Raw genomic sequence first — 17,014 nt, 5'->3', positions numbered from 1 at the left:
ACCATTATTCGCTTCAAGGTTCCCTCGTCAATCGAATTTCGGTATCAGTTCGTAACGGGGAGGAGACAAAATGAGCTCTTCAAGAACAAAAATTGTGCAAACGGGTTCCTGTCCAGGCGGACTTGATGACTGTAACGAGCAGCGGCAACGCGGACGGCAGAAGGTCCATGACGAGGCGACGCTGAAGGCGCGCGTTGTCGAGGTCGCCTTCGGCACGTTCCAGAAGCATTCCTACAACGGCACGACCATGGCACTGGTCGCCAAGAATGCCGGGATTTCCAAGCGGACGCTTTACGAGTTGTTTCCGTCGAAAATCGAGCTCTTCGCGGAACTCGCGATACGCCACCGTGCCAATCTTCTTGATGTGCCGGCAGGCCGAAAGGCCGAAACCCTTGAAGAAGCTCTGAGGGCGGTCTTCAAGGTTGACCAGAGCGATGAAAAACACAATCAGCAGGCTGCCGAAATGCGTCTGTTCTATGTGGAGGCGGTCGCGAACGAAGAGCTGGGCATGCTTTTGAGGAAACACTGCGGCAGCGAACTGCATGATGTGGTGACTGCCTGGGTGGAGGACGAGGTCGCAAAAGGCCGGATCGTGGTCCAGTCTTCGCGCGACACGGCAAAGTATCTTCTGGATGTCCTCATTGCGGCTCGGCTGTTCCGCCCGAAGACGCCCGACATGATCACGGGCCTGTCGGATATTCGCACCTACCTCAATCACACGATCCAGCTCATCCTGAACGGCCTGCTGCCACGCTGACCGTTCAGGAGGGATGCATCAGGATGCCTTGGCCTTGCGAAGAGGGGCGGGATCAGCTCTTTGCAGCCAGTGACCGAGATCCAGCGTCGACCGCTGACCAAGTTCTGCACGGTTCTTTTCAAGAAACTCATCGGCAGCAGTGCGGCCTTCCTCGCGCAGTTCCTCCAGGAACGGCCAGGTGGAGTTGAGTTTGGATTGACCGCTGCGGCCATTCATGCCGGCACCTGCAATCCGGTGGATCCGCAGGTTGGCGACCGGATTGGAAACCGGGCTGGCGGCACGATTGGCGTTGAGGCCTGTCAGGCTCGGCAGGAAACCTTGCCGGGGCGACTGTGTGCCAGCGCCAGCTTGATGTTGCAATTCCGCCAGCAACCGCAGTTCCTTGATCAAAGGCGCATTGAAGGAGATCTCCTTTTCGCGCGCGGCGATCTGCTGGGCATCCTGCGGCAGGGCAGCTCGTTCGGTGGGGCTCGTCTGGACCAGCAACAGATCCGCATCACCCGGCTCCAGAACCAGAGGCATCAGGCTGGGGTTGCCGGTATAGCCGCCGTCCCAGTAATGCTCGCCGTCGATTTCGACCGCGTGAAAGAGGGACGGGAGACAGGCGGATGCCAGAAGCACATCGGTGCTGACGGCGCCGTTGGAAAAGATGCGCGCTTCACCCGAACCGACATGGGTCGCGGTCACATGCAGCGGTATGGCCGAGCGGGCAATGGCGTCGATGTCGATCGTTTCGTCTATGATTTCCCGTAAAGGGTTGAAGCCTGCCGGGTTGAGATCGTAGGGCGACAGGAAGTTCATTCCCGCGCCGAAGAGAAACGGCAGGCTTTCGAAATCTATTCCCAATCCACCGAGCACTGCTCTCGATGTCGTCATGTTGAAGGGGGTAAACCGGCTTCGTTTGGAAACCGTTTTCCAGAAGCCCTCCAGTGACGTGCGCGCTTCTTCGCGCCCGCCTTTCATTAGGCCGGTCAGCAGAGCCGCCGCATTCATCGCGCCGGCGGATGTGCCCGAAAGGGCGTTGATCTCGAGTGTCTCTTCCTCCAGGAGACGGTCCAATACGCCCCAGGTGAAGGCGCCATGGGCACCGCCACCCTGGAGCGCAAGGTTCACACGTGTCCTGCGCGCTCCCTTGGCGCTATGTGAAACAGTATGTTTCAAGGTCCGGGTTCCTTTCCACGAAGTAGTGTCCAGCCCCGAAACGTTTCCTCGTGATATTTTTTGCTTGAGTTTCGTGCTCGGCCGCTGGTGAGCGGATTTCGGCGGTAAACCATTTTACGGCCTGCCGGTGCATCGGAAGACTAAGATATGCTGCAATGCAGCATCTTTCAATGCGTGCAAGTGTTTCGACAGGCTTTTACGGTGAGAAACGGCAGCCTTCCGCGGGAAAAATACTGCTGCGATGCGATGTTTCGAAGTCTGCGTGACAAAAGGGAGGCTTGCGCAAGTTCCTGATTCCATGTCTGAATTCAGATACCTTCCCGGAATGCACGGGCAGGTGATGTCGTTTTGGCTGAAACTTTGTGCAGACGATCGGGAGGATGCAGCGCAATGAGCGTGAAACTGACTTTTCTCGGAGGCGTCGGCACTGTTACAGGTTCGAAATATCTGCTGGAGAAAGACGGCACGCGTGTGCTGGTCGATTGCGGCCTGTTCCAGGGTTATAAGCAATTGCGGCTCAAGAACTGGGCGCCTTTGCCTGTCGATCCAAAAACAATCGACGCGGTCATCCTGACGCACGCCCATCTGGATCACTCCGGCTATCTGCCCCTCCTGGTTCGCAACGGCTTCAAGGGGCCGGTTGTCTGCACAAGGGCGACGCGGGATCTGTGCGCGATCCTCTTGCCGGACAGTGGGTTCTTGCAGGAAAAGGACGCGGAATTCGCCAACCGTCACGGGTTCTCGAAGCACCGTCCGGCCCTGCCGCTCTACACGAAAAAGGATGCGGAAGTGTCGCTGGACCGGTTCCGGCCAGTGGACTTCGATGACGTGCATGAAATGCTGGGCGCTTTCAGCGTTACCTTCCGCAAGGCCGGGCATATTCTGGGGGCGGCGATTGTGGAGCTGACCTGGGGTGGCACAAGGATCGTCTTTTCCGGAGACCTCGGGCGCTACGGTGATGCGACGATGTTCGATCCGTCGCCGATCCGCGAGGCGGATTACCTGCTGGTCGAATCCACCTATGGCAACCGCCGGCACGAAAACCTTGATGCCGAGGACATCCTGGCCGAAGCCATCACCAAGACCGCACGGCGCGGTGGCACCGTTGTCATCCCCTCCTTTGCGGTCGGCCGGGCGCAATCACTGCTGTTCCATATCCAGAGCCTGAAGGAAGAAGGCCGAATTCCCGACCTGCCGATCTTTCTCGACAGTCCCATGGCCGTCAGCGCCTCCAACATCTATGGCAAACACCCGGACGACCACCGGTTGACGGCGGAAGAATGCGACTGGTCCAACGGGGCGGCGCATTATGTGGCCGATGTGGAAGAATCCAAGGATCTCGATCGCAATCGCATGCCCAAGGTCATCGTTTCGGCCAGCGGCATGGCGACCGGCGGCCGGGTGCTGCATCACCTGAAACACTATGCGCCCGACCATCGCAACATGATCCTGTTCGCGGGCTTTCAGGCAGGGGGGACGAGAGGCGCGGCGATCACGTCCGGTGCGGCAAGTGTCCGGATCCATGGCTCCGACGTACCGATCCGGGCTGAAGTCGGCAACCTGCACATGCTGTCAGCGCATGCGGATGCGGACGAAATCATGCGGTGGCTGGGAAACTTCGAGCGGCCGCCAAAGATGACTTACATCACGCATGGCGAACCGGATGCCGCCGACGCCCTGCGCTACAGGATCGAGAGCGAGATGGATTGGCCGTGCTGGCTGCCGGACTACCGGGAAGACGTTGAACTGGAATAACGATCGCCAAGCGCTCCTTCTCCCAGCTTCCCTACAGCAGGAATGAATGCCGATATCGAAATCTGCGAGGCACTGGAAATAATTGTTTCTGCTATTTGCCGTTGCGTCAGAATTGTCGCAGTGTTTAAGGTAGGGGCCAAGGTGTGTAGGGAGTACTGGCTGTGTGGCGTTCTGTTCTCATGTCCTCGATCATGGCGGTCGCCGCCGTCACGTCTGCCAAGGCCGATGCCGTTGTGATCGGCGTACCCGCCTGGCCCTCGGCTCAGGTCACCGCCTACATCATCGATGATATTCTCAAAGAGCGCCTCGGTGTAGAGACGGAACTGCGTGACCGAGGCACCTTGACGATTCTCTCCGATATCGGCCGGGGCGAGGTCCAGGTACATCCGGAAGTCTGGTTCCCCAACCTGTCTGCAATGGCAGGGCGGTTGAGCGAGGAAAAACATGTTCTGTCGCTCAGCCCCAAGAGCGTCGCCGCGACGCAGAATATCTGCGCGACACGCGCAACGGTTGAACAAACCGGCATCAAGGCGGTCGCAGACCTCGTGAAGCCCGAGATGGCCGCGCAATTCGACAGTGACGGCGATGGCAAGGGCGAGATCTGGATTGGCGCCCCGAGTTGGTCGTCAACGGAGATCGAAAAGATCAGGGCGCATTCCTACGGCTACGACCAGACAATGACGCTGCTGGAAATGCCGGAAGATGTCGCCATGGCCGCCGTTGATGCTGCCGTGTCCTTCGGCAAGCCCGTGGTCTTCTATTGCTACGGACCGCACCATGTTTTTGAACTTCATGACATCGTGAAGCTGGAAGAACCCGCGTACGACCCGGCACGCTGGACAATCGTCACCCGCGCCCAGGACAACGACTGGCTGGAAAAGTCACACGCCGACACCGCCTGGGACACTTCCAGTTTCAAGATTGCCTTTGCAACGTCCCTTGAAAGCGGCATGCCCGAAGTGGCCTCGTTCCTGTCTGCCATGGAACTGACACCGGCCGATGTGACCGGGATGAGCTATGCCGTCGTTGTCGAGGGCAAACCGGCAGAAGATGTTGCAAGGGACTGGATTGCCGCGAATGCGGACAGGATCGGGGAGTGGACCAAATGATCAGGCTGCCGAGCGCATTTCGCACTGTCTTGAACTGGGTGCCGGCCATTGCGGTGCTGGCCTTTGCCGGCATGGCGCTGGCGCAATCCTTCCAGACGCAGATCTACGATCCGACGACACGCAAATGGGTGGACTATACCCCGCGCGCGGCGGCGAAATTCTATAACCGGCATGGCCAGTCGCCTGAAGAATTCCGGCGCCAGGTGGTTCCGTTCCGCACGGCTGAAAAGCCCGGTACCATCATCATCGATGGAGACAGGCACTTCCTTTACCTGGTTCAGCCCAACTTTCAGGCGATCCGGTACGGGATTGGCGTGGGCCGCGACGGCTTCGGCTGGGCCGGCATCGTCAAGATCGGCCGCATGCAGGAATGGCCGACCTGGACACCGCCACCGGAAATGATTGCCCGTGATCCTGAATCCGCCCAGTGGGCGGGCGGCATGCCAGGCGGGCCCGACAATCCGCTCGGCGCCCGTGCGATGTATCTTTATATCGGTAACAAGGATTCCATCTACCGCATCCATGGCACCAACCAGCCCTGGACGATCGGTCTCAATATCTCATCGGGCTGTATTCGCCTGAACAACGAGGATGTCTCGGATCTTTACAGCCGCGTGGAAGTTGGCGCGAAGGTGATTGTGCTGATGCAGGGGGCTGCCCTTTACAAGGGCGTCTGAGACCTGTCGGTGAAGGGTGGGAGAAACTTGAAATGAACATCAGGGTATCGAACAGGCTTGCTGCGGGACTGGCTGCCGGGCTTTGTCTTTCCGTCGTCGCGGGTTGCAACACCAGCTCCAACCAGACACCGACCGCCGGTGCCGTGCGCTCGTCAGGCGAAACCGCACCAACCGACCTGCAACTGCTTTGTGCCTCGAAGGCCGCAGAAGAGCTGCAGGTTTCCGGCGGCAATGTTCTGCCCGTCAGCTCCATGCCTTCGGGCGAAAACGCCTATCAGGTCAACCTGACCTTCGATGGCGGGCAGGCGGTTTGCGTCATTGACGAAGCTGGCACCGTTCAGTCGATCAATCGCGTTTAAGGAAGAGTCGGGCGGCTTCAAGCCTCCGGCAGATGCTTCAAGAGTGAAGCCTTGGCCCCGTGGATGTGTTCCCGGGTGAGGTTGGAGGCGAGGTCCGCGTCGCCTTTTTCGCAGGCTTCCAGGATGGCGAAATGTTCGCGTCCTGCCCGTTCCATGCCGTTGGACATGACCAGCTGGGCCCGGATCTGCCGTTCCACCCGGTCGATGGCGTTGTCGGCAATCTCCTGAAAGAACTTCAGATCGCTGGCACTGTAGAGTGTTTCGTGAAAATCGCGGTTGAGGTCGCCATAGGCCATCGGATCGGTGGCCGAGGAGAACGCCGCGCATTTTTCCCTTGCGTCTGCCAGCAGCTCCTTCGACATCAGCGGAACGGCATTGCGAATGATTTCCGGTTCGACCAGCGCACGCAGGTCAAAGATTTCCGCCGTTTCCCTTGGTGACAGACCGGCGACGACAGCCCCCTTGTAGCGCTGGGTCTTGACGAGGCCCTGTTCCTCCAGGCGGGAGATCGCTTCGCGCACCGGAATGCGGCTGGTGTTGAACAAGCGGGCGATTTCGTCCTGGCGGAGAGGTTCGCCTTCTTCAAGCTGGCCCTCGATAATGGCTTTCCGCAGCGCGTCGAACACAATCGACGATGCCGAAGCAGTCGCGGAAATATCCATCGTTTTCAGTTTCATAGGACCAATTCTCCCTGAAGCCACCTTTTACGGGATCGCCCTTGATTGGTGAAGTGAAAATGATTTCGAATATTTTATATTGAATATTGGATCCAATTTGGTTTATCAATCTCGAGCCCTGGGGAACGCAGCAGGCAGCAGTTGATGGAACAGCTGCTGCGAGATCCGGGTGCGGTGCACCGAAGGCTGGAAGGCCCGGCGCACGATGAGCGAAGACCGACGGGAGGCGCATCTGCCGTCCGGCGGCTGAGCCGGAATACCCCGACAGCACGGGAGACTGTCGGGCAAAGACCTGGTCCGGATCGAGCGGGAAACCCGCCGGCCGGGCAAGAAAAAACCCGGAGCGAGCAAGCGCCGGGGCCAGAATGCTTCAGAAGGAAGAGGGGAACTCATGATCAGGAAATTCGTGGCTGCCGCAGCCCTTTCATTCGCCGCCGCGCTGCCGGTCAAAGCCGACACGCTGGACGATGTTGTCGATCGCGGTCAGCTGAAATGCGGCGTCGTGCTGGACTTTCCGCCGATCGGCTATCGGGACGAGAACAACGAGCCGGCCGGTTTCGACGTGGAATATTGCAATGACCTCGCCGCAGCGCTTGAAGTCGAACCGATCATCTATCCGGTAACCTGGGCCGAGCGCCTGCCGGTGATCGTGACCGGCCGCGCGGATGTGGTGTTCGGCGCAACTTCCGACAGTCTCGCCCGTGCTCGTACCGTTGGTTTCACCATTCCCTACGCGATCTATTACGCGCAGGGCGTCGTCAACACGGAAAGCGGGATCAGCGCATTCGAAGATATTCGCGGCAAGCGTGTCGCTGCTGCCATCGGTACCGTGCCGGAGCAGGAGTGGCTCAAGATCGCGGCCGAATGGGGCGAAGAGCATCTCTACCAGGGCTATCAGTCCGAAAACGAAGTGTTTCTTGCTGTTGCCCAGGGCAAGGCCGATATCGGCCTGACCACCAACACCGCCGTCAAGCCGGTCACCGACCAGTATGAAACGCTGGAGCCCGGCCCGCGCATGCCTTGGACCACGGATTACACTTCCGTTGTCGCCAAGCGCGAAGACGTGACCTGGCTGAACTTCCTCAACCTCTTCGTCACCCACCAGGTCCGCTCCGGCCGCTATGCCGAGCTGTGGGGCAAATATGTCGGTGGCGAAGCTCCGGAACTGCGTATCCCGGGCGTGATGTACTGAGGGTGATGCCGTGACGGGTGATCCTATCCTCCTCGGATGAGCGCGGGGTCACCTGCTACTTGCGACAAATACAGTGCCACCCCGGGCGACCGAAGGGAGACCCGGGGCTCACTCACCCCCGGAAAGTTTGAAGCGTGTGCTGATCCTCGGCGAAGAGATCCGCGGCTTCAGCAAGTTTCACCAAGAGAAGGCCCCGGATCTGCGCCGCGCTTGTCCGGGGTGACACCCGGAATACCAACCTCGGCATTGCTCTTGTCTGACGGGATCTCACGAATGCGTATGCCTTGCCCCGATAAGGCGGGATAGCCGGAGCAATTCGTAACAAATGTTCGACTATAATTTCCATTGGCGGCCGGTGCTGAAAAGCCTGCCCGATCTGCTGGAGGCCGGGTTGCTGACGCTTGAAGTCGCGACCCTGTCGATGGTGATCGGCATCGTGGTCGGTCTTGCGCTGGCGCTGATCCGGCTGAAGCTGAAGGGGCCGCTCTACTGGCTTGCGACAACGTGGGTGGAACTGGCGCGCAATACGCCTGCGCTGTTCCAGCTGTTCTTCTTCGGCTTCGGGCTCGGCGCCTTCGGCATTCACCTGACGCCGTTTTTCATCGTACTTGCCGGGCTCAGCTTCAACTGTGCCGGCTATCTGGCGGAGAACTTTCGCGGCGGCTTTCAGGCTGTGCCCGAGACGCAGCTGCGGGCGGCACGGTCGTTGGGAATGACCTCCTGGCAGGCCTATACCCGCATCGTCATCCCGCAGGTTTTTCGCATCGTCTATCACCCGGTCACCAACCAGATGGTCTGGGCGGTGTTGATGTCTTCGCTCGGCATGCTGGTCGGGTTCCGCGAATTGTCAGGCGAGACCCAGTTCTTCGCCAGCCGCACCTTCCGCATCTTCGAATATTTCGCAGTCACGGCCGTCATCTATTACGTGATCGTCAAATTCATCCTGGCGGCGTCCCGGCTCCTTGCCATGCGCCTGTTCCGGTACTGAGGGGGCTGACATGAAAGAAACCATCAGCTTCTTTTCAGGCTTCAACATTCACGATTTCTGGTTCCTCGGTGAAGCTGCACTCCGGACCCTCTGGATCTCGGCTGTTTCGATTACCATCGGGACCGTGCTCGGCGGTCTGTTCGGCTGGATGCTTTACGAGGGCCGGCTGGCGGCGACGCTGCTGCTGGGGCCGGTGCTGGATGTGTTCCGCTCCGTGCCGCTGATTATCCAGCTTGTGCTGTTCTACAATTTTGCGCCCATCGTGGGTCTGGATTTCGATCCGTTTGCGTCGGGCGTGGTGATCCTGACCGCCTACACCGCTTCTCTGGTAGCCAACGTTGCCCGCGGCGGCATCGAGGCTGTCGGCAAGCCGATGCGCCGGGCGGCGCGTTCGCTGGGGCTCAGCTACTGGCAGGACATGCGCTACGTGGTGTTGCCCATCGGCGGGCGGGCCGTCTTTCCGGCCTGGGTCGGTGTTGCGCTCGGCGTCATGAAGGATTCCGCGCTGGTGTCCGTGCTCGGCTATGTCGAGCTGCTCAAGGCCAGCCAGATCCTGATCACGCGGACACAGGAACCCTTCCTGATCCTCTCCCTCGCCGGCGCGTTCTACTTCGCGCTGTCCTTCCCGATCTCGCGCTATGCCGCAAAACTGGAAAAAAGGTGGGCCCAATGATCGAGATACGCGGCCTTGAGAAATATTTCGGCGCTCTTCAGGTGCTCAAGGGCATCGACCTTGATGTCGAAAAGGGCGAAGTGCTTTCCGTCATCGGCGCGTCCGGGTCGGGCAAGTCGACACTGCTTTATTGCATCAACGGCCTGGAGCCGATCCAGAAGGGATCGGTGGTGGTCGACGGCACCGACGTTCACGCCAAGGCGACGGACATCAACAAGCTGCGCCAGAAGCTCGGCATGGTGTTCCAGCAATGGAACAGCTTTCCGCATCTGACCGCGTTGGAAAATGTTGCGCTGGCGCCGAGGATCGTGAAAGGCAAATCGAAAGCGGAAGCCGAGGCGATTGCGGAAAAGCAGCTTCGCCATGTCGGCCTTGCGGACAAGCTGAAGGTGTATCCGAACAATCTGTCGGGCGGGCAGCAGCAGCGTCTCGCGATTGCGCGGGCACTGGCCATGGAGCCAACCTACATGCTCTTCGACGAGGCGACATCCGCTCTCGATCCGGAGCTGGTCGGCGAAGTGCTGGACACGATGCGCCTGCTGGCCGAGGAAGGCATGACGATGATCTGCGTTACCCACGAAATGGGCTTTGCCCGGGACGTCTCCGACCGGGTCGCCTTCTTCCACAAGGGCGTAATGGAGGAGATCGGCCCGCCGGCCCAGATCTTCGGTCAGCCTGAATCCGAGAACACCCGAAAATTTCTTGCTAACGTGCGCTGACCCGGCGCAACTAGACCTTACCGTCAGGCCTCAAGACCCGTGCTTCGCACGTGGGAGCCAACCGACAGGCCTGACCCATCCAGGAGTGAATGATGACGTCCAATATCTTTTCCGGCTGCATGCCTGCCCTGATGACCCCGTGCAAGGCCGACCGTTCGCCCGATTTCGATGCCCTCGTGAAGAAGGGCAAGGAACTGATCGAAGCCGGCATGTCCGCCGTCGTCTATTGCGGCTCCATGGGCGACTGGCCTCTCCTGACGGACGAGCAGCGCATGGAAGGCGTCGAGCGTCTGGTGAAGGCAGGTGTACCGGTGGTCGTTGGAACCGGTGCGGTCAACACCAAATCCGCTGTTGCCCATGCCGCTCATGCGGCAAAGGTTGGCGCGCATGGTCTCATGGTCATCCCGCGCGTTCTGTCTCGCGGCATCTCCGTGTCGGCGCAGCGCAACCATTTCAGCGATATCCTGAAGGCGGCTCCGAACCTGCCGGCGGTGATCTACAACAGCCCCTACTACGGTTTCGCCACCCGCGCCGACCTGTTCTTCGACCTGCGCCGGGAATTCCCGAACCTGATCGGCTTCAAGGAATTCGGCGGCCTTGCAGACCTGCGCTATGCGGCTGAAAACATCACTTCGCAGGACGACCAGGTGACGCTGATGGTCGGTGTCGACACCGCTGTCTATCACGGCTTCATCAACTGTGGTGCGACCGGTGCGATCACAGGTATCGGCAATGCCATTCCCAAGGAAGTCCTGCATCTGGTGGCGCTTTGCAAGAAGGCTGCAGAAGGTCATGCGGAAGCGCGACTGCGGGCAAAGGAACTGGAAGAGGCGCTGGCTGTTCTGTCCAGTTTCGATGAAGGCCCGGACCTGGTGCTCTACTACAAGCACCTGATGGTGTTGAACGGCGACACCGAATACACGTTGCACTTCAACGAGACCGATGCCCTCAACGATGCGCAGCGCAACTATGTCGAAGCGCAGTACAAGCTGTTCAAGACCTGGTACGCCGACTGGAGCACGCAAGGTGGCGTGATCGCCGAATGCGCGTAATCGACAGCCATACCGCGGGTGAACCGACCCGCGTCGTGCTTGATGGTGGCCCCGATCTCGGATCGGGGACACTGGCGGAACGCGCCGCCCGGCTGGAAGCCGAGCATCTCGATTTCTGCGCTTCGGTCGTTCTGGAACCGCGCGGTCACGATGCCATTATCGGTGCGCTGCTGGTGCCGCCGTCCAATCCGGATTGTGTTGCCGGTGTGATCTACTTCAACAACCTGCAGAACCTTGGCATGTGCGGCCATGCCACCATCGGCCTTGGTGTCACCCTGGCGCACCTCGGCCGGATCGGGCCGGGGCGGCACAAGTTTGAAACGCCGGTGGGCGTGGTCGAGATCGATCTGATCGACGCCAACACGGTGTCGGTGGTCAACATCGAGAGCTACCGGCTGGCGAAGGATGTCACGGTCGAGGTCGAAGGCATTGGTCCGGTCACCGGTGATGTCGCCTGGGGCGGCAACTGGTTCTTCCTGGTCAAGAACAGCCCGGTTGCCCTGACGGGTGCCAATATCCGCCCGCTGACCGACCTCACGCTGAAGATCCGCGATGCGCTGGAAAAGGCCGGTGTTACCGGTAAGGACGGTGCCTGGATTGACCATATCGAGCTGTTCGGGCCGGCCGAAGACCCGTCCGCTCAAAGCCGCAACTTCGTGCTGTGCCCGGGTGGTGCGTATGACCGCTCGCCCTGCGGAACAGGCTGTTCGGCCAAGCTGGCCTGCCTTGCCGCCGATGGTGCGCTGGCACCGGGTGAGCACTATCTGCAGGAAAGCGTCATCGGCAGCACCTACAAGATCAGCTACCAGCCCGGCCCGGGCGGCGGCGTTATTCCGACGATCACCGGACAGGCCTTCGTCACGTCCGATGCCAACCTGATTTTCAATCCGGCGGACCCCTACCGCGCAGGGATACGCCTTTAAGCCCCGGATAAGCCAAGTCATGGATTACAGGAATTTTGTCGGCGGGCAGTGGCTCGAAACAACCGACAGCACGCCCAACGTCAACCCGTCCGATATCAGCGATATCCTCGGCTACGCGGCGAAGGCCGGTGTCGATCAGCTGGACCAGGCCATCGATGCAGCGCATCAGGCAGCTCCCGGCTGGGCGGCGTCGACGCCGCAACAGCGTTTTGATGTGCTGGATTTCGTCGGGACAGAACTTCTGGCTCGCAAGGCCGAATTAGGCCGTCTGCTTTCGCGTGAGGAAGGCAAGACATTGCCGGAAGGTATTGGCGAGGTGGCGCGCGCCGGGCAGATCTTCAAATTCTTTGCCGGCGAAGCATTGCGCCTCGCTGGCGACAGACTGGCATCCGTCAGGCCCGGTATCGAAGTTGACGTCACCCGGTTTCCGATCGGGGTTGTCGGGCTGATTACACCTTGGAACTTCCCGATTGCGATCCCTGCCTGGAAGATTGCTCCGGCACTTTGCTACGGCAACGCAGTCATCTTGAAACCGGCTGAACTGGTGCCGGGTTGCGCGCATGCGCTCATCGAGATCCTGTCCCGGTCCGGCTTGCCGGAAGGCGTGGTCAACCTCGTGATGGGACGTGGCTCGCAGATTGGTCCGCGCCTGGTGGAAAGTGCGAAGGTGAAGGCGATTTCCTTTACCGGCTCGGTGCCGACGGGGCGGGGGATCGCCGCGGCCTGTGGTCAGCACCTGAAGAAGGTGCAGCTGGAAATGGGCGGCAAGAACCCGATGGTGGTTCTGGACGATGCCGACCTTGCCATCGCCGTCGAAGCTTCGCTCAACGGTGCCTTCTTCTCGACCGGTCAGCGCTGCACCGCAAGCTCGCGGCTGGTCGTGACCGAGGGCATTCACGACCGGTTCGTCGAAGCCCTTGCCGAGCGCATGCAGGCGCTGAAAGTCGGCAACGCCCTGGAAGATGGCGTGCAGATGGGGCCGGTGGTCGATGAGCGGCAACTGCAGCAGAACCTTTCCTATGTCGATATCGCAGCAAAGCAAGGCGGCAAGGTGCAGGGTGGGGAACAGCTCAACCGCGACACGGAAGGTTTCTACATGGCGCCGGCCCTGGTCAGCGAAACCGACAACGCCATGCGGATCAACACCGAAGAGGTCTTCGGCCCGGTCGCATCCGTTATTCGTGTGAAGGATTACGAGGAAGCGCTGGCTGTCGCCAACGATACGGAATTCGGGTTGAGCGCTGGTATCTGTACCACGTCGCTGAAACATGCCAGCCACTTCAAGGCCAATGCCGAGGCCGGCATGGTGATGGTCAATCTGCCGACGGCAGGTGTCGATTATCACGTGCCTTTTGGCGGCACCAAAGGATCCAGCTTCGGCTCGCGAGAGCAAGGCCGTTACGCCGCTGAATTCTACACTTCGGTCAAGACTGCCTACACGCTCCCCTAAAGTGTGGCCAACGGGCAGCAAACTGCCTGCGGGGCACTTCGCCCTGCCTCGCAGGCCTTTTTTGAAAGACTTTGAAAATGGCGGACGAGACCGTCCAGGATATCATCGTGATCGGCGCCGGCATCATCGGCATCAGTTCCGCGCTTGCCCTGCAGGCAAGGGGGCGGCAGGTGCTTGTGCTGGATCGGCAGGCGGAAACGGCACGCGCATCGGAGATGAATGCCGGAGCTTTCGCCTTTACCGATATCGTTCCGCTGGCAACGCCCGGCATCATGCGCAAGGCACCGAAATGGTTGCTCGATCCGCTGGGTCCGCTCTCCGTTCCGCCCGCCTATGCCCTCAAGATCGCACCCTGGATGTTGCGGTTCTGGCGGGCAAGCTGGCCGGATCGCTACCAGGCGTCGATGTCGGCACAGGCCGCCTTGATGAAGCTGGCGCAGGAGGCGCTTGCCCGGCAGGTTTCGGACACCGGAGCAGCCTCCCTGATCCAGGCCGAAGGGCAGCTGCAGCTTTATGAAGGCGAAGCGGAATTCCGTGCCAGCCTGCCCGGCTGGGAGCTGCGCAAGCAACATGGCATCCGCTTCGAACTGCTTGAGAGCCCGGAAGCTATCGCCGCCATTCAGCCGGGTCTTGACCGTCGCTTCACTCATGCCGCCTTCACGCCGGACTGGACCAACACTTGTGATCCCGCCCGCTGGCTGGCGCATCTGACGTCTGTCTTCCTGCAGCGGGGCGGACGGATCGAAAGCGCTGACGTATCAGGTCTGAAGCCGAGTGAAGACAGTGTTCAGATCGACGCTTCCGATAAGGCCTGGATGGCGAAACAGGTCGTCGTGGCCGCAGGTGCCTGGTCGCACCACCTTGCAAAGACGATCGGCGACCGCATCCCTCTTGAGACCGAACGCGGCTACAACACGACGCTGCCGGAAGGCTCCTTTGACCTGAAAACCCACCTGACCTTTTCCGGTCACGGCTTCGTCGTTACCAAGATCAATGGCGGCGTCCGTGTCGGAGGGGCCGTCGAACTGGGCGGGCTGACGCTTCCGCCGAATTTCAAGCGCGCCGACATCCTGCTGGACAAGGCCAGGCGGTTCCTGCCCGCCCTGAAGACAGACGGCGGCAAGAAATGGATGGGCTTCCGGCCTTCAATGCCCGACAGCCTGCCCGTCATCGACCGTTCACCCGGTGACCGCCGGATCGTCTATGCCTTCGGGCATGGTCACCTCGGCCTGACGCAGTCCGCGGGGACGGCCGAACTGGTCGCCAATCTCGTATCCGATACACAAAACCCCGTCGATATGGCCGCCTTTTCCGCGCGGCGCTTCTAAACTCTTTTGGAGGAGGAACTTCATGAAAATTACGGCCATCAACGTCTTTCAGGTCGACCTTCCCCTGAAAGAAGGGCGTTACAGCTGGTCCAACGGCAATTTCGTGGAAGTCTTCGACAGCACCGTTGTCGAGATCGAGACCGACGAAGGCCTCAAGGGCTATGCCGAATGCTGCCCGCTCGGGTCTGCCTATCTGCCGAGTTATGCCCTTGGGGTGCGGTCAGGACTTCAGGAACTGGCGCCCCACCTGATCGGAAAGGATCCGCTCAATATCGGTGAAATCAACCGGGTGATGGATGCTGCGCTGCGCGGTCATCCCTATGCCAAGGCGCCGATCGACATCGCCTGCTGGGACCTGCTGGGCAAGGCGACAGGCCAGCCGCTTTATACGTTGCTTGGCGGTGCAGCCCAGGACGACGTGGTGCTTTACCGGGCGATCAGCCAGGAAGCGCCGGAGATCATGGCAAAGAAGATCGAGGGGTATGCGGCCGAAGGCTATACCAAGTTCCAGCTGAAGGTCGGCGGCGATGCCAATGACGATATCGACCGCATCCACGCCACCCGCGAAGTTTTGAAGAAATCGGATCTGCTGGTGGCCGACGCCAACACCGGCTGGACCCGGCATGAAGCCGCGCGCGTCGTCGGGGCTGTGTCCTCGCTTGATGTCTATATCGAGCAGCCCTGCCTCACGTATGAGGAAAGCGTCTCCATTCGCCGCCGGACGGCGTTGCCCTTCGTTCTGGACGAGGTGATCGACGGGCCGAACACGCTGGTGCGCGGCATTGCCGAAGACGCGATGGATTGCATCAACCTGAAGATCTCGAAGGTCGGTGGCCTGACCAAGGCCAAGCTGATGCGTGATCTCTGCATTGCCCACGGTATTCCGATGACGATCGAAGACACCTGGGGCGGGGACATTGTCACGGCGGCGATCGCCCATCTGGCGCGCTCGACCCCATCGGATTTCACTTTCTCGGCAACGGACTTCAACAGCTACGGCACGGTCGATATCGCGGAAGGCGCGCCCAAGCGTGTCAATGGCCGCATGACGGCTTCCGAGCGGCCGGGTCTCGGCATCACGCCGATCTTTGATGCTTTGGGCGAACCTGTCGCTCGCTATTCCTGAACCGGCTGACCTCAAGGGCAGAGACATGCGCAGCAGCAAGACCATCCATGTGATTTCCTGCCACGCGGAAGGCGAGGTCGGCGACGTGATCGTCGGCGGCGTCGCCCCTCCGCCGGGCGAAACGCTCTGGGAACAGAGAAGCTTCATCGCGAAGGACCAGACGCTGCGCAATTTCGTGCTGAACGAACCGCGCGGGGGTGTGTTCCGGCATGTGAACCTGCTTGTCCCGCCCAAACATCCGGAGGCGGATGCCGCCTTCATCATCATGGAGCCGGAAGACACGCCGCCGATGTCAGGATCCAACTCCATCTGCGTCTCCACGGTACTGCTTGACGGCGGTATTGTTCCGATGGTCGAACCGGTCACGGAGATGGTTCTGGAAGCGCCCGGTGGACTGGTGCGGGTGAAGGCCGAATGCCGGAATGGCAAGGCGGAGCGCATCTTCGTCCAGAATGTCACCAGCTTTGCCGACAAACTGTCAGTGCCGCTGGAAGTGGAAGGCATCGGCACGCTGACAGTCGACACTGCCTATGGCGGCGACAGTTTCGTGGTTGTCGACGCCGAGGCGCTCGGGTTCGGGATCGTCGAAGACGAGGCCAAGGACATTGCCCGCCTGGGTGTCCGGATCACCAATGCAGCCAACGAACAGCTCGGCTTTTCCCATCCGGAAAATGCCGACTGGAACCACATCTCCTTCTGCGCCTTCTGCGGCCCGCTGTCGAAGACGCCGACGGGCCTCTCCGGACGGTCCGCTGTTGCCATCCAGCCGGGCAAGGTCGACCGCTCCCCAACGGGTACGGCCGTTTCTGCCCGGATGGCGCTGATGGCGGCGAAGGGGCAAATGAACGTCGGCGACACCTTCGAAGCCGTTTCCATCATCGGGTCCACCTTCACCGGCCGCATCGTTTCACAACAGATGGCGGGCGACCGGGCTGGGATTGTTCCGGAAATTTCCGGGCGTGGCTGGGTCACCGGCATTCACCAACACATGCTCGACCCAAGCGACCCCTGGCCGGGCGGCTACAAGCTCAGCGACACCTGGGGTGCGTGACGGCTGAAGACTGGTGA

Annotated in this window: 17 protein-coding genes; 15 read left to right on the top strand and 2 right to left on the bottom strand. The window is 60.4% G+C overall.

Annotated features, from left to right (window positions below):
- The first annotated feature begins 70 nt into the window (after positions 1-70).
- Positions 71-757, top strand: a complete 687-nt coding sequence (locus HCG46_RS27765; RefSeq protein ID WP_077291668.1) for a TetR/AcrR family transcriptional regulator — start codon at positions 71-73, stop codon at positions 755-757.
- Positions 758-775: 18 nt separating this feature from the next.
- Here the strand turns inward: HCG46_RS27765 and HCG46_RS27760 are convergent, their stop codons facing one another.
- Positions 776-1,918 carry a patatin-like phospholipase family protein gene (locus HCG46_RS27760; RefSeq protein WP_081713373.1) on the bottom strand — a complete coding sequence of 381 codons (1,143 nt, stop codon included), beginning with the start codon at positions 1,916-1,918 and terminating at the stop codon, positions 776-778.
- Positions 1,919-2,308: 390 nt separating this feature from the next.
- Here HCG46_RS27760 and HCG46_RS27755 point away from each other — a divergent pair, with 390 nt between their 5' ends.
- From HCG46_RS27755 to HCG46_RS27740, 4 genes are all read left to right on the top strand, one after another.
- The gene (locus HCG46_RS27755) at positions 2,309-3,673 is read left to right on the top strand and encodes an MBL fold metallo-hydrolase (protein ID WP_205838737.1); all 1,365 of its coding nucleotides are present in this window, start codon (positions 2,309-2,311) and stop codon (positions 3,671-3,673) included.
- Between the two features lie 161 nt (positions 3,674-3,834).
- A complete protein-coding gene (locus HCG46_RS27750; protein WP_353621847.1) occupies positions 3,835-4,782 on the top strand; it encodes a glycine betaine ABC transporter substrate-binding protein in 948 nt (315 codons plus the stop codon).
- Positions 4,779-5,459, top strand: coding sequence for a L,D-transpeptidase (locus tag HCG46_RS27745; RefSeq protein ID WP_168688102.1), 681 nt, complete (start codon positions 4,779-4,781; stop codon positions 5,457-5,459). Before HCG46_RS27750 ends, HCG46_RS27745 begins: the two co-directional genes overlap by 4 nt.
- Positions 5,460-5,491: 32 nt before the next feature.
- A complete protein-coding gene (locus tag HCG46_RS27740) occupies positions 5,492-5,818 on the top strand; it encodes a hypothetical protein (protein ID WP_168688101.1) in 327 nt (108 codons plus the stop codon).
- A gap of 17 nt (positions 5,819-5,835) precedes the next feature.
- On the opposite strand, the gene HCG46_RS27735 is transcribed toward HCG46_RS27740, so the two are convergent.
- Positions 5,836-6,495: a GntR family transcriptional regulator gene (locus HCG46_RS27735; protein WP_055661557.1), complete on the bottom strand. Its 660-nt coding sequence runs from the start codon at positions 6,493-6,495 to the stop codon at positions 5,836-5,838.
- A gap of 391 nt (positions 6,496-6,886) precedes the next feature.
- Between HCG46_RS27735 and HCG46_RS27730 the strand changes: the two genes are divergently transcribed.
- From HCG46_RS27730 to HCG46_RS27685, 10 genes are all read left to right on the top strand, one after another.
- Positions 6,887-7,687 carry a transporter substrate-binding domain-containing protein gene (locus HCG46_RS27730; protein ID WP_055661558.1) on the top strand — a complete coding sequence of 267 codons (801 nt, stop codon included), beginning with the start codon at positions 6,887-6,889 and terminating at the stop codon, positions 7,685-7,687.
- A gap of 325 nt (positions 7,688-8,012) precedes the next feature.
- Positions 8,013-8,675, top strand: a complete 663-nt coding sequence (locus HCG46_RS27725) for an amino acid ABC transporter permease (RefSeq protein WP_055661559.1) — start codon at positions 8,013-8,015, stop codon at positions 8,673-8,675.
- Positions 8,676-8,685: 10 nt separating this feature from the next.
- Positions 8,686-9,348: an amino acid ABC transporter permease gene (locus HCG46_RS27720; protein ID WP_168688100.1), complete on the top strand. Its 663-nt coding sequence runs from the start codon at positions 8,686-8,688 to the stop codon at positions 9,346-9,348.
- The gene (locus HCG46_RS27715; protein ID WP_023000139.1) at positions 9,345-10,067 is read left to right on the top strand and encodes an amino acid ABC transporter ATP-binding protein; all 723 of its coding nucleotides are present in this window, start codon (positions 9,345-9,347) and stop codon (positions 10,065-10,067) included. Before HCG46_RS27720 ends, HCG46_RS27715 begins: the two co-directional genes overlap by 4 nt.
- Positions 10,068-10,159: 92 nt before the next feature.
- On the top strand, positions 10,160-11,119 hold the full coding sequence (locus HCG46_RS27710) for a dihydrodipicolinate synthase family protein (RefSeq protein ID WP_031269009.1): 960 nt from the start codon (positions 10,160-10,162) through the stop codon (positions 11,117-11,119).
- Positions 11,110-12,042, top strand: coding sequence for a proline racemase family protein (locus tag HCG46_RS27705; protein ID WP_168688099.1), 933 nt, complete (start codon positions 11,110-11,112; stop codon positions 12,040-12,042). Before HCG46_RS27710 ends, HCG46_RS27705 begins: the two co-directional genes overlap by 10 nt.
- A gap of 19 nt (positions 12,043-12,061) precedes the next feature.
- Positions 12,062-13,492, top strand: a complete 1,431-nt coding sequence (locus tag HCG46_RS27700; RefSeq protein WP_168688098.1) for an aldehyde dehydrogenase family protein — start codon at positions 12,062-12,064, stop codon at positions 13,490-13,492.
- A gap of 77 nt (positions 13,493-13,569) precedes the next feature.
- Positions 13,570-14,820 (top strand): FAD-binding oxidoreductase, encoded by a 1,251-nt coding sequence (locus tag HCG46_RS27695; protein WP_168688097.1) that lies wholly within the window; start codon positions 13,570-13,572, stop codon positions 14,818-14,820.
- A 22-nt stretch (positions 14,821-14,842) separates the two neighbouring features.
- The gene (locus tag HCG46_RS27690) at positions 14,843-15,946 is read left to right on the top strand and encodes a cis-3-hydroxy-L-proline dehydratase (protein ID WP_152505445.1); all 1,104 of its coding nucleotides are present in this window, start codon (positions 14,843-14,845) and stop codon (positions 15,944-15,946) included.
- Positions 15,947-15,971: 25 nt separating this feature from the next.
- A complete protein-coding gene (locus tag HCG46_RS27685; RefSeq protein WP_023000145.1) occupies positions 15,972-16,997 on the top strand; it encodes a proline racemase family protein in 1,026 nt (341 codons plus the stop codon).
- Positions 16,998-17,014: the final 17 nt, after the last annotated feature.

This window comes from Labrenzia sp. PO1 (assembly GCF_012273635.1).
GTDB classification, from domain to species: domain Bacteria; phylum Pseudomonadota; class Alphaproteobacteria; order Rhizobiales; family Stappiaceae; genus Roseibium; species Roseibium algicola.
The sequence above is the reverse complement of the archived record's forward strand: the minus strand, read 5'-3'. Positions and strand labels throughout refer to the sequence as shown.

Bases quoted from the DNA above. Each gene is read 5' to 3' on its own strand.
- HCG46_RS27690 (WP_152505445.1), top strand. From the start codon at position 14,843: ATGAAAATTACGGCCATCAACGTCTTTCAGGTCGACCTTCCCCTGAAA.
- HCG46_RS27755 (WP_205838737.1), top strand. From the start codon at position 2,309: ATGAGCGTGAAACTGACTTTTCTCGGAGGCGTCGGCACTGTTACAGGT.
- HCG46_RS27745 (WP_168688102.1), top strand. From the start codon at position 4,779: ATGATCAGGCTGCCGAGCGCATTTCGCACTGTCTTGAACTGGGTGCCG.
- HCG46_RS27740 (WP_168688101.1), top strand. From the start codon at position 5,492: ATGAACATCAGGGTATCGAACAGGCTTGCTGCGGGACTGGCTGCCGGG.
- HCG46_RS27730 (WP_055661558.1), top strand. From the start codon at position 6,887: ATGATCAGGAAATTCGTGGCTGCCGCAGCCCTTTCATTCGCCGCCGCG.
- HCG46_RS27695 (WP_168688097.1), top strand. From the start codon at position 13,570: ATGGCGGACGAGACCGTCCAGGATATCATCGTGATCGGCGCCGGCATC.
- HCG46_RS27710 (WP_031269009.1), top strand. From the start codon at position 10,160: ATGACGTCCAATATCTTTTCCGGCTGCATGCCTGCCCTGATGACCCCG.
- HCG46_RS27765 (WP_077291668.1), top strand. From the start codon at position 71: ATGAGCTCTTCAAGAACAAAAATTGTGCAAACGGGTTCCTGTCCAGGC.
- HCG46_RS27725 (WP_055661559.1), top strand. From the start codon at position 8,013: ATGTTCGACTATAATTTCCATTGGCGGCCGGTGCTGAAAAGCCTGCCC.
- HCG46_RS27685 (WP_023000145.1), top strand. From the start codon at position 15,972: ATGCGCAGCAGCAAGACCATCCATGTGATTTCCTGCCACGCGGAAGGC.
- HCG46_RS27735 (WP_055661557.1), bottom strand. From the start codon at position 6,495: ATGAAACTGAAAACGATGGATATTTCCGCGACTGCTTCGGCATCGTCG.
- HCG46_RS27705 (WP_168688099.1), top strand. From the start codon at position 11,110: ATGCGCGTAATCGACAGCCATACCGCGGGTGAACCGACCCGCGTCGTG.
- HCG46_RS27715 (WP_023000139.1), top strand. From the start codon at position 9,345: ATGATCGAGATACGCGGCCTTGAGAAATATTTCGGCGCTCTTCAGGTG.
- HCG46_RS27720 (WP_168688100.1), top strand. From the start codon at position 8,686: ATGAAAGAAACCATCAGCTTCTTTTCAGGCTTCAACATTCACGATTTC.
- HCG46_RS27700 (WP_168688098.1), top strand. From the start codon at position 12,062: ATGGATTACAGGAATTTTGTCGGCGGGCAGTGGCTCGAAACAACCGAC.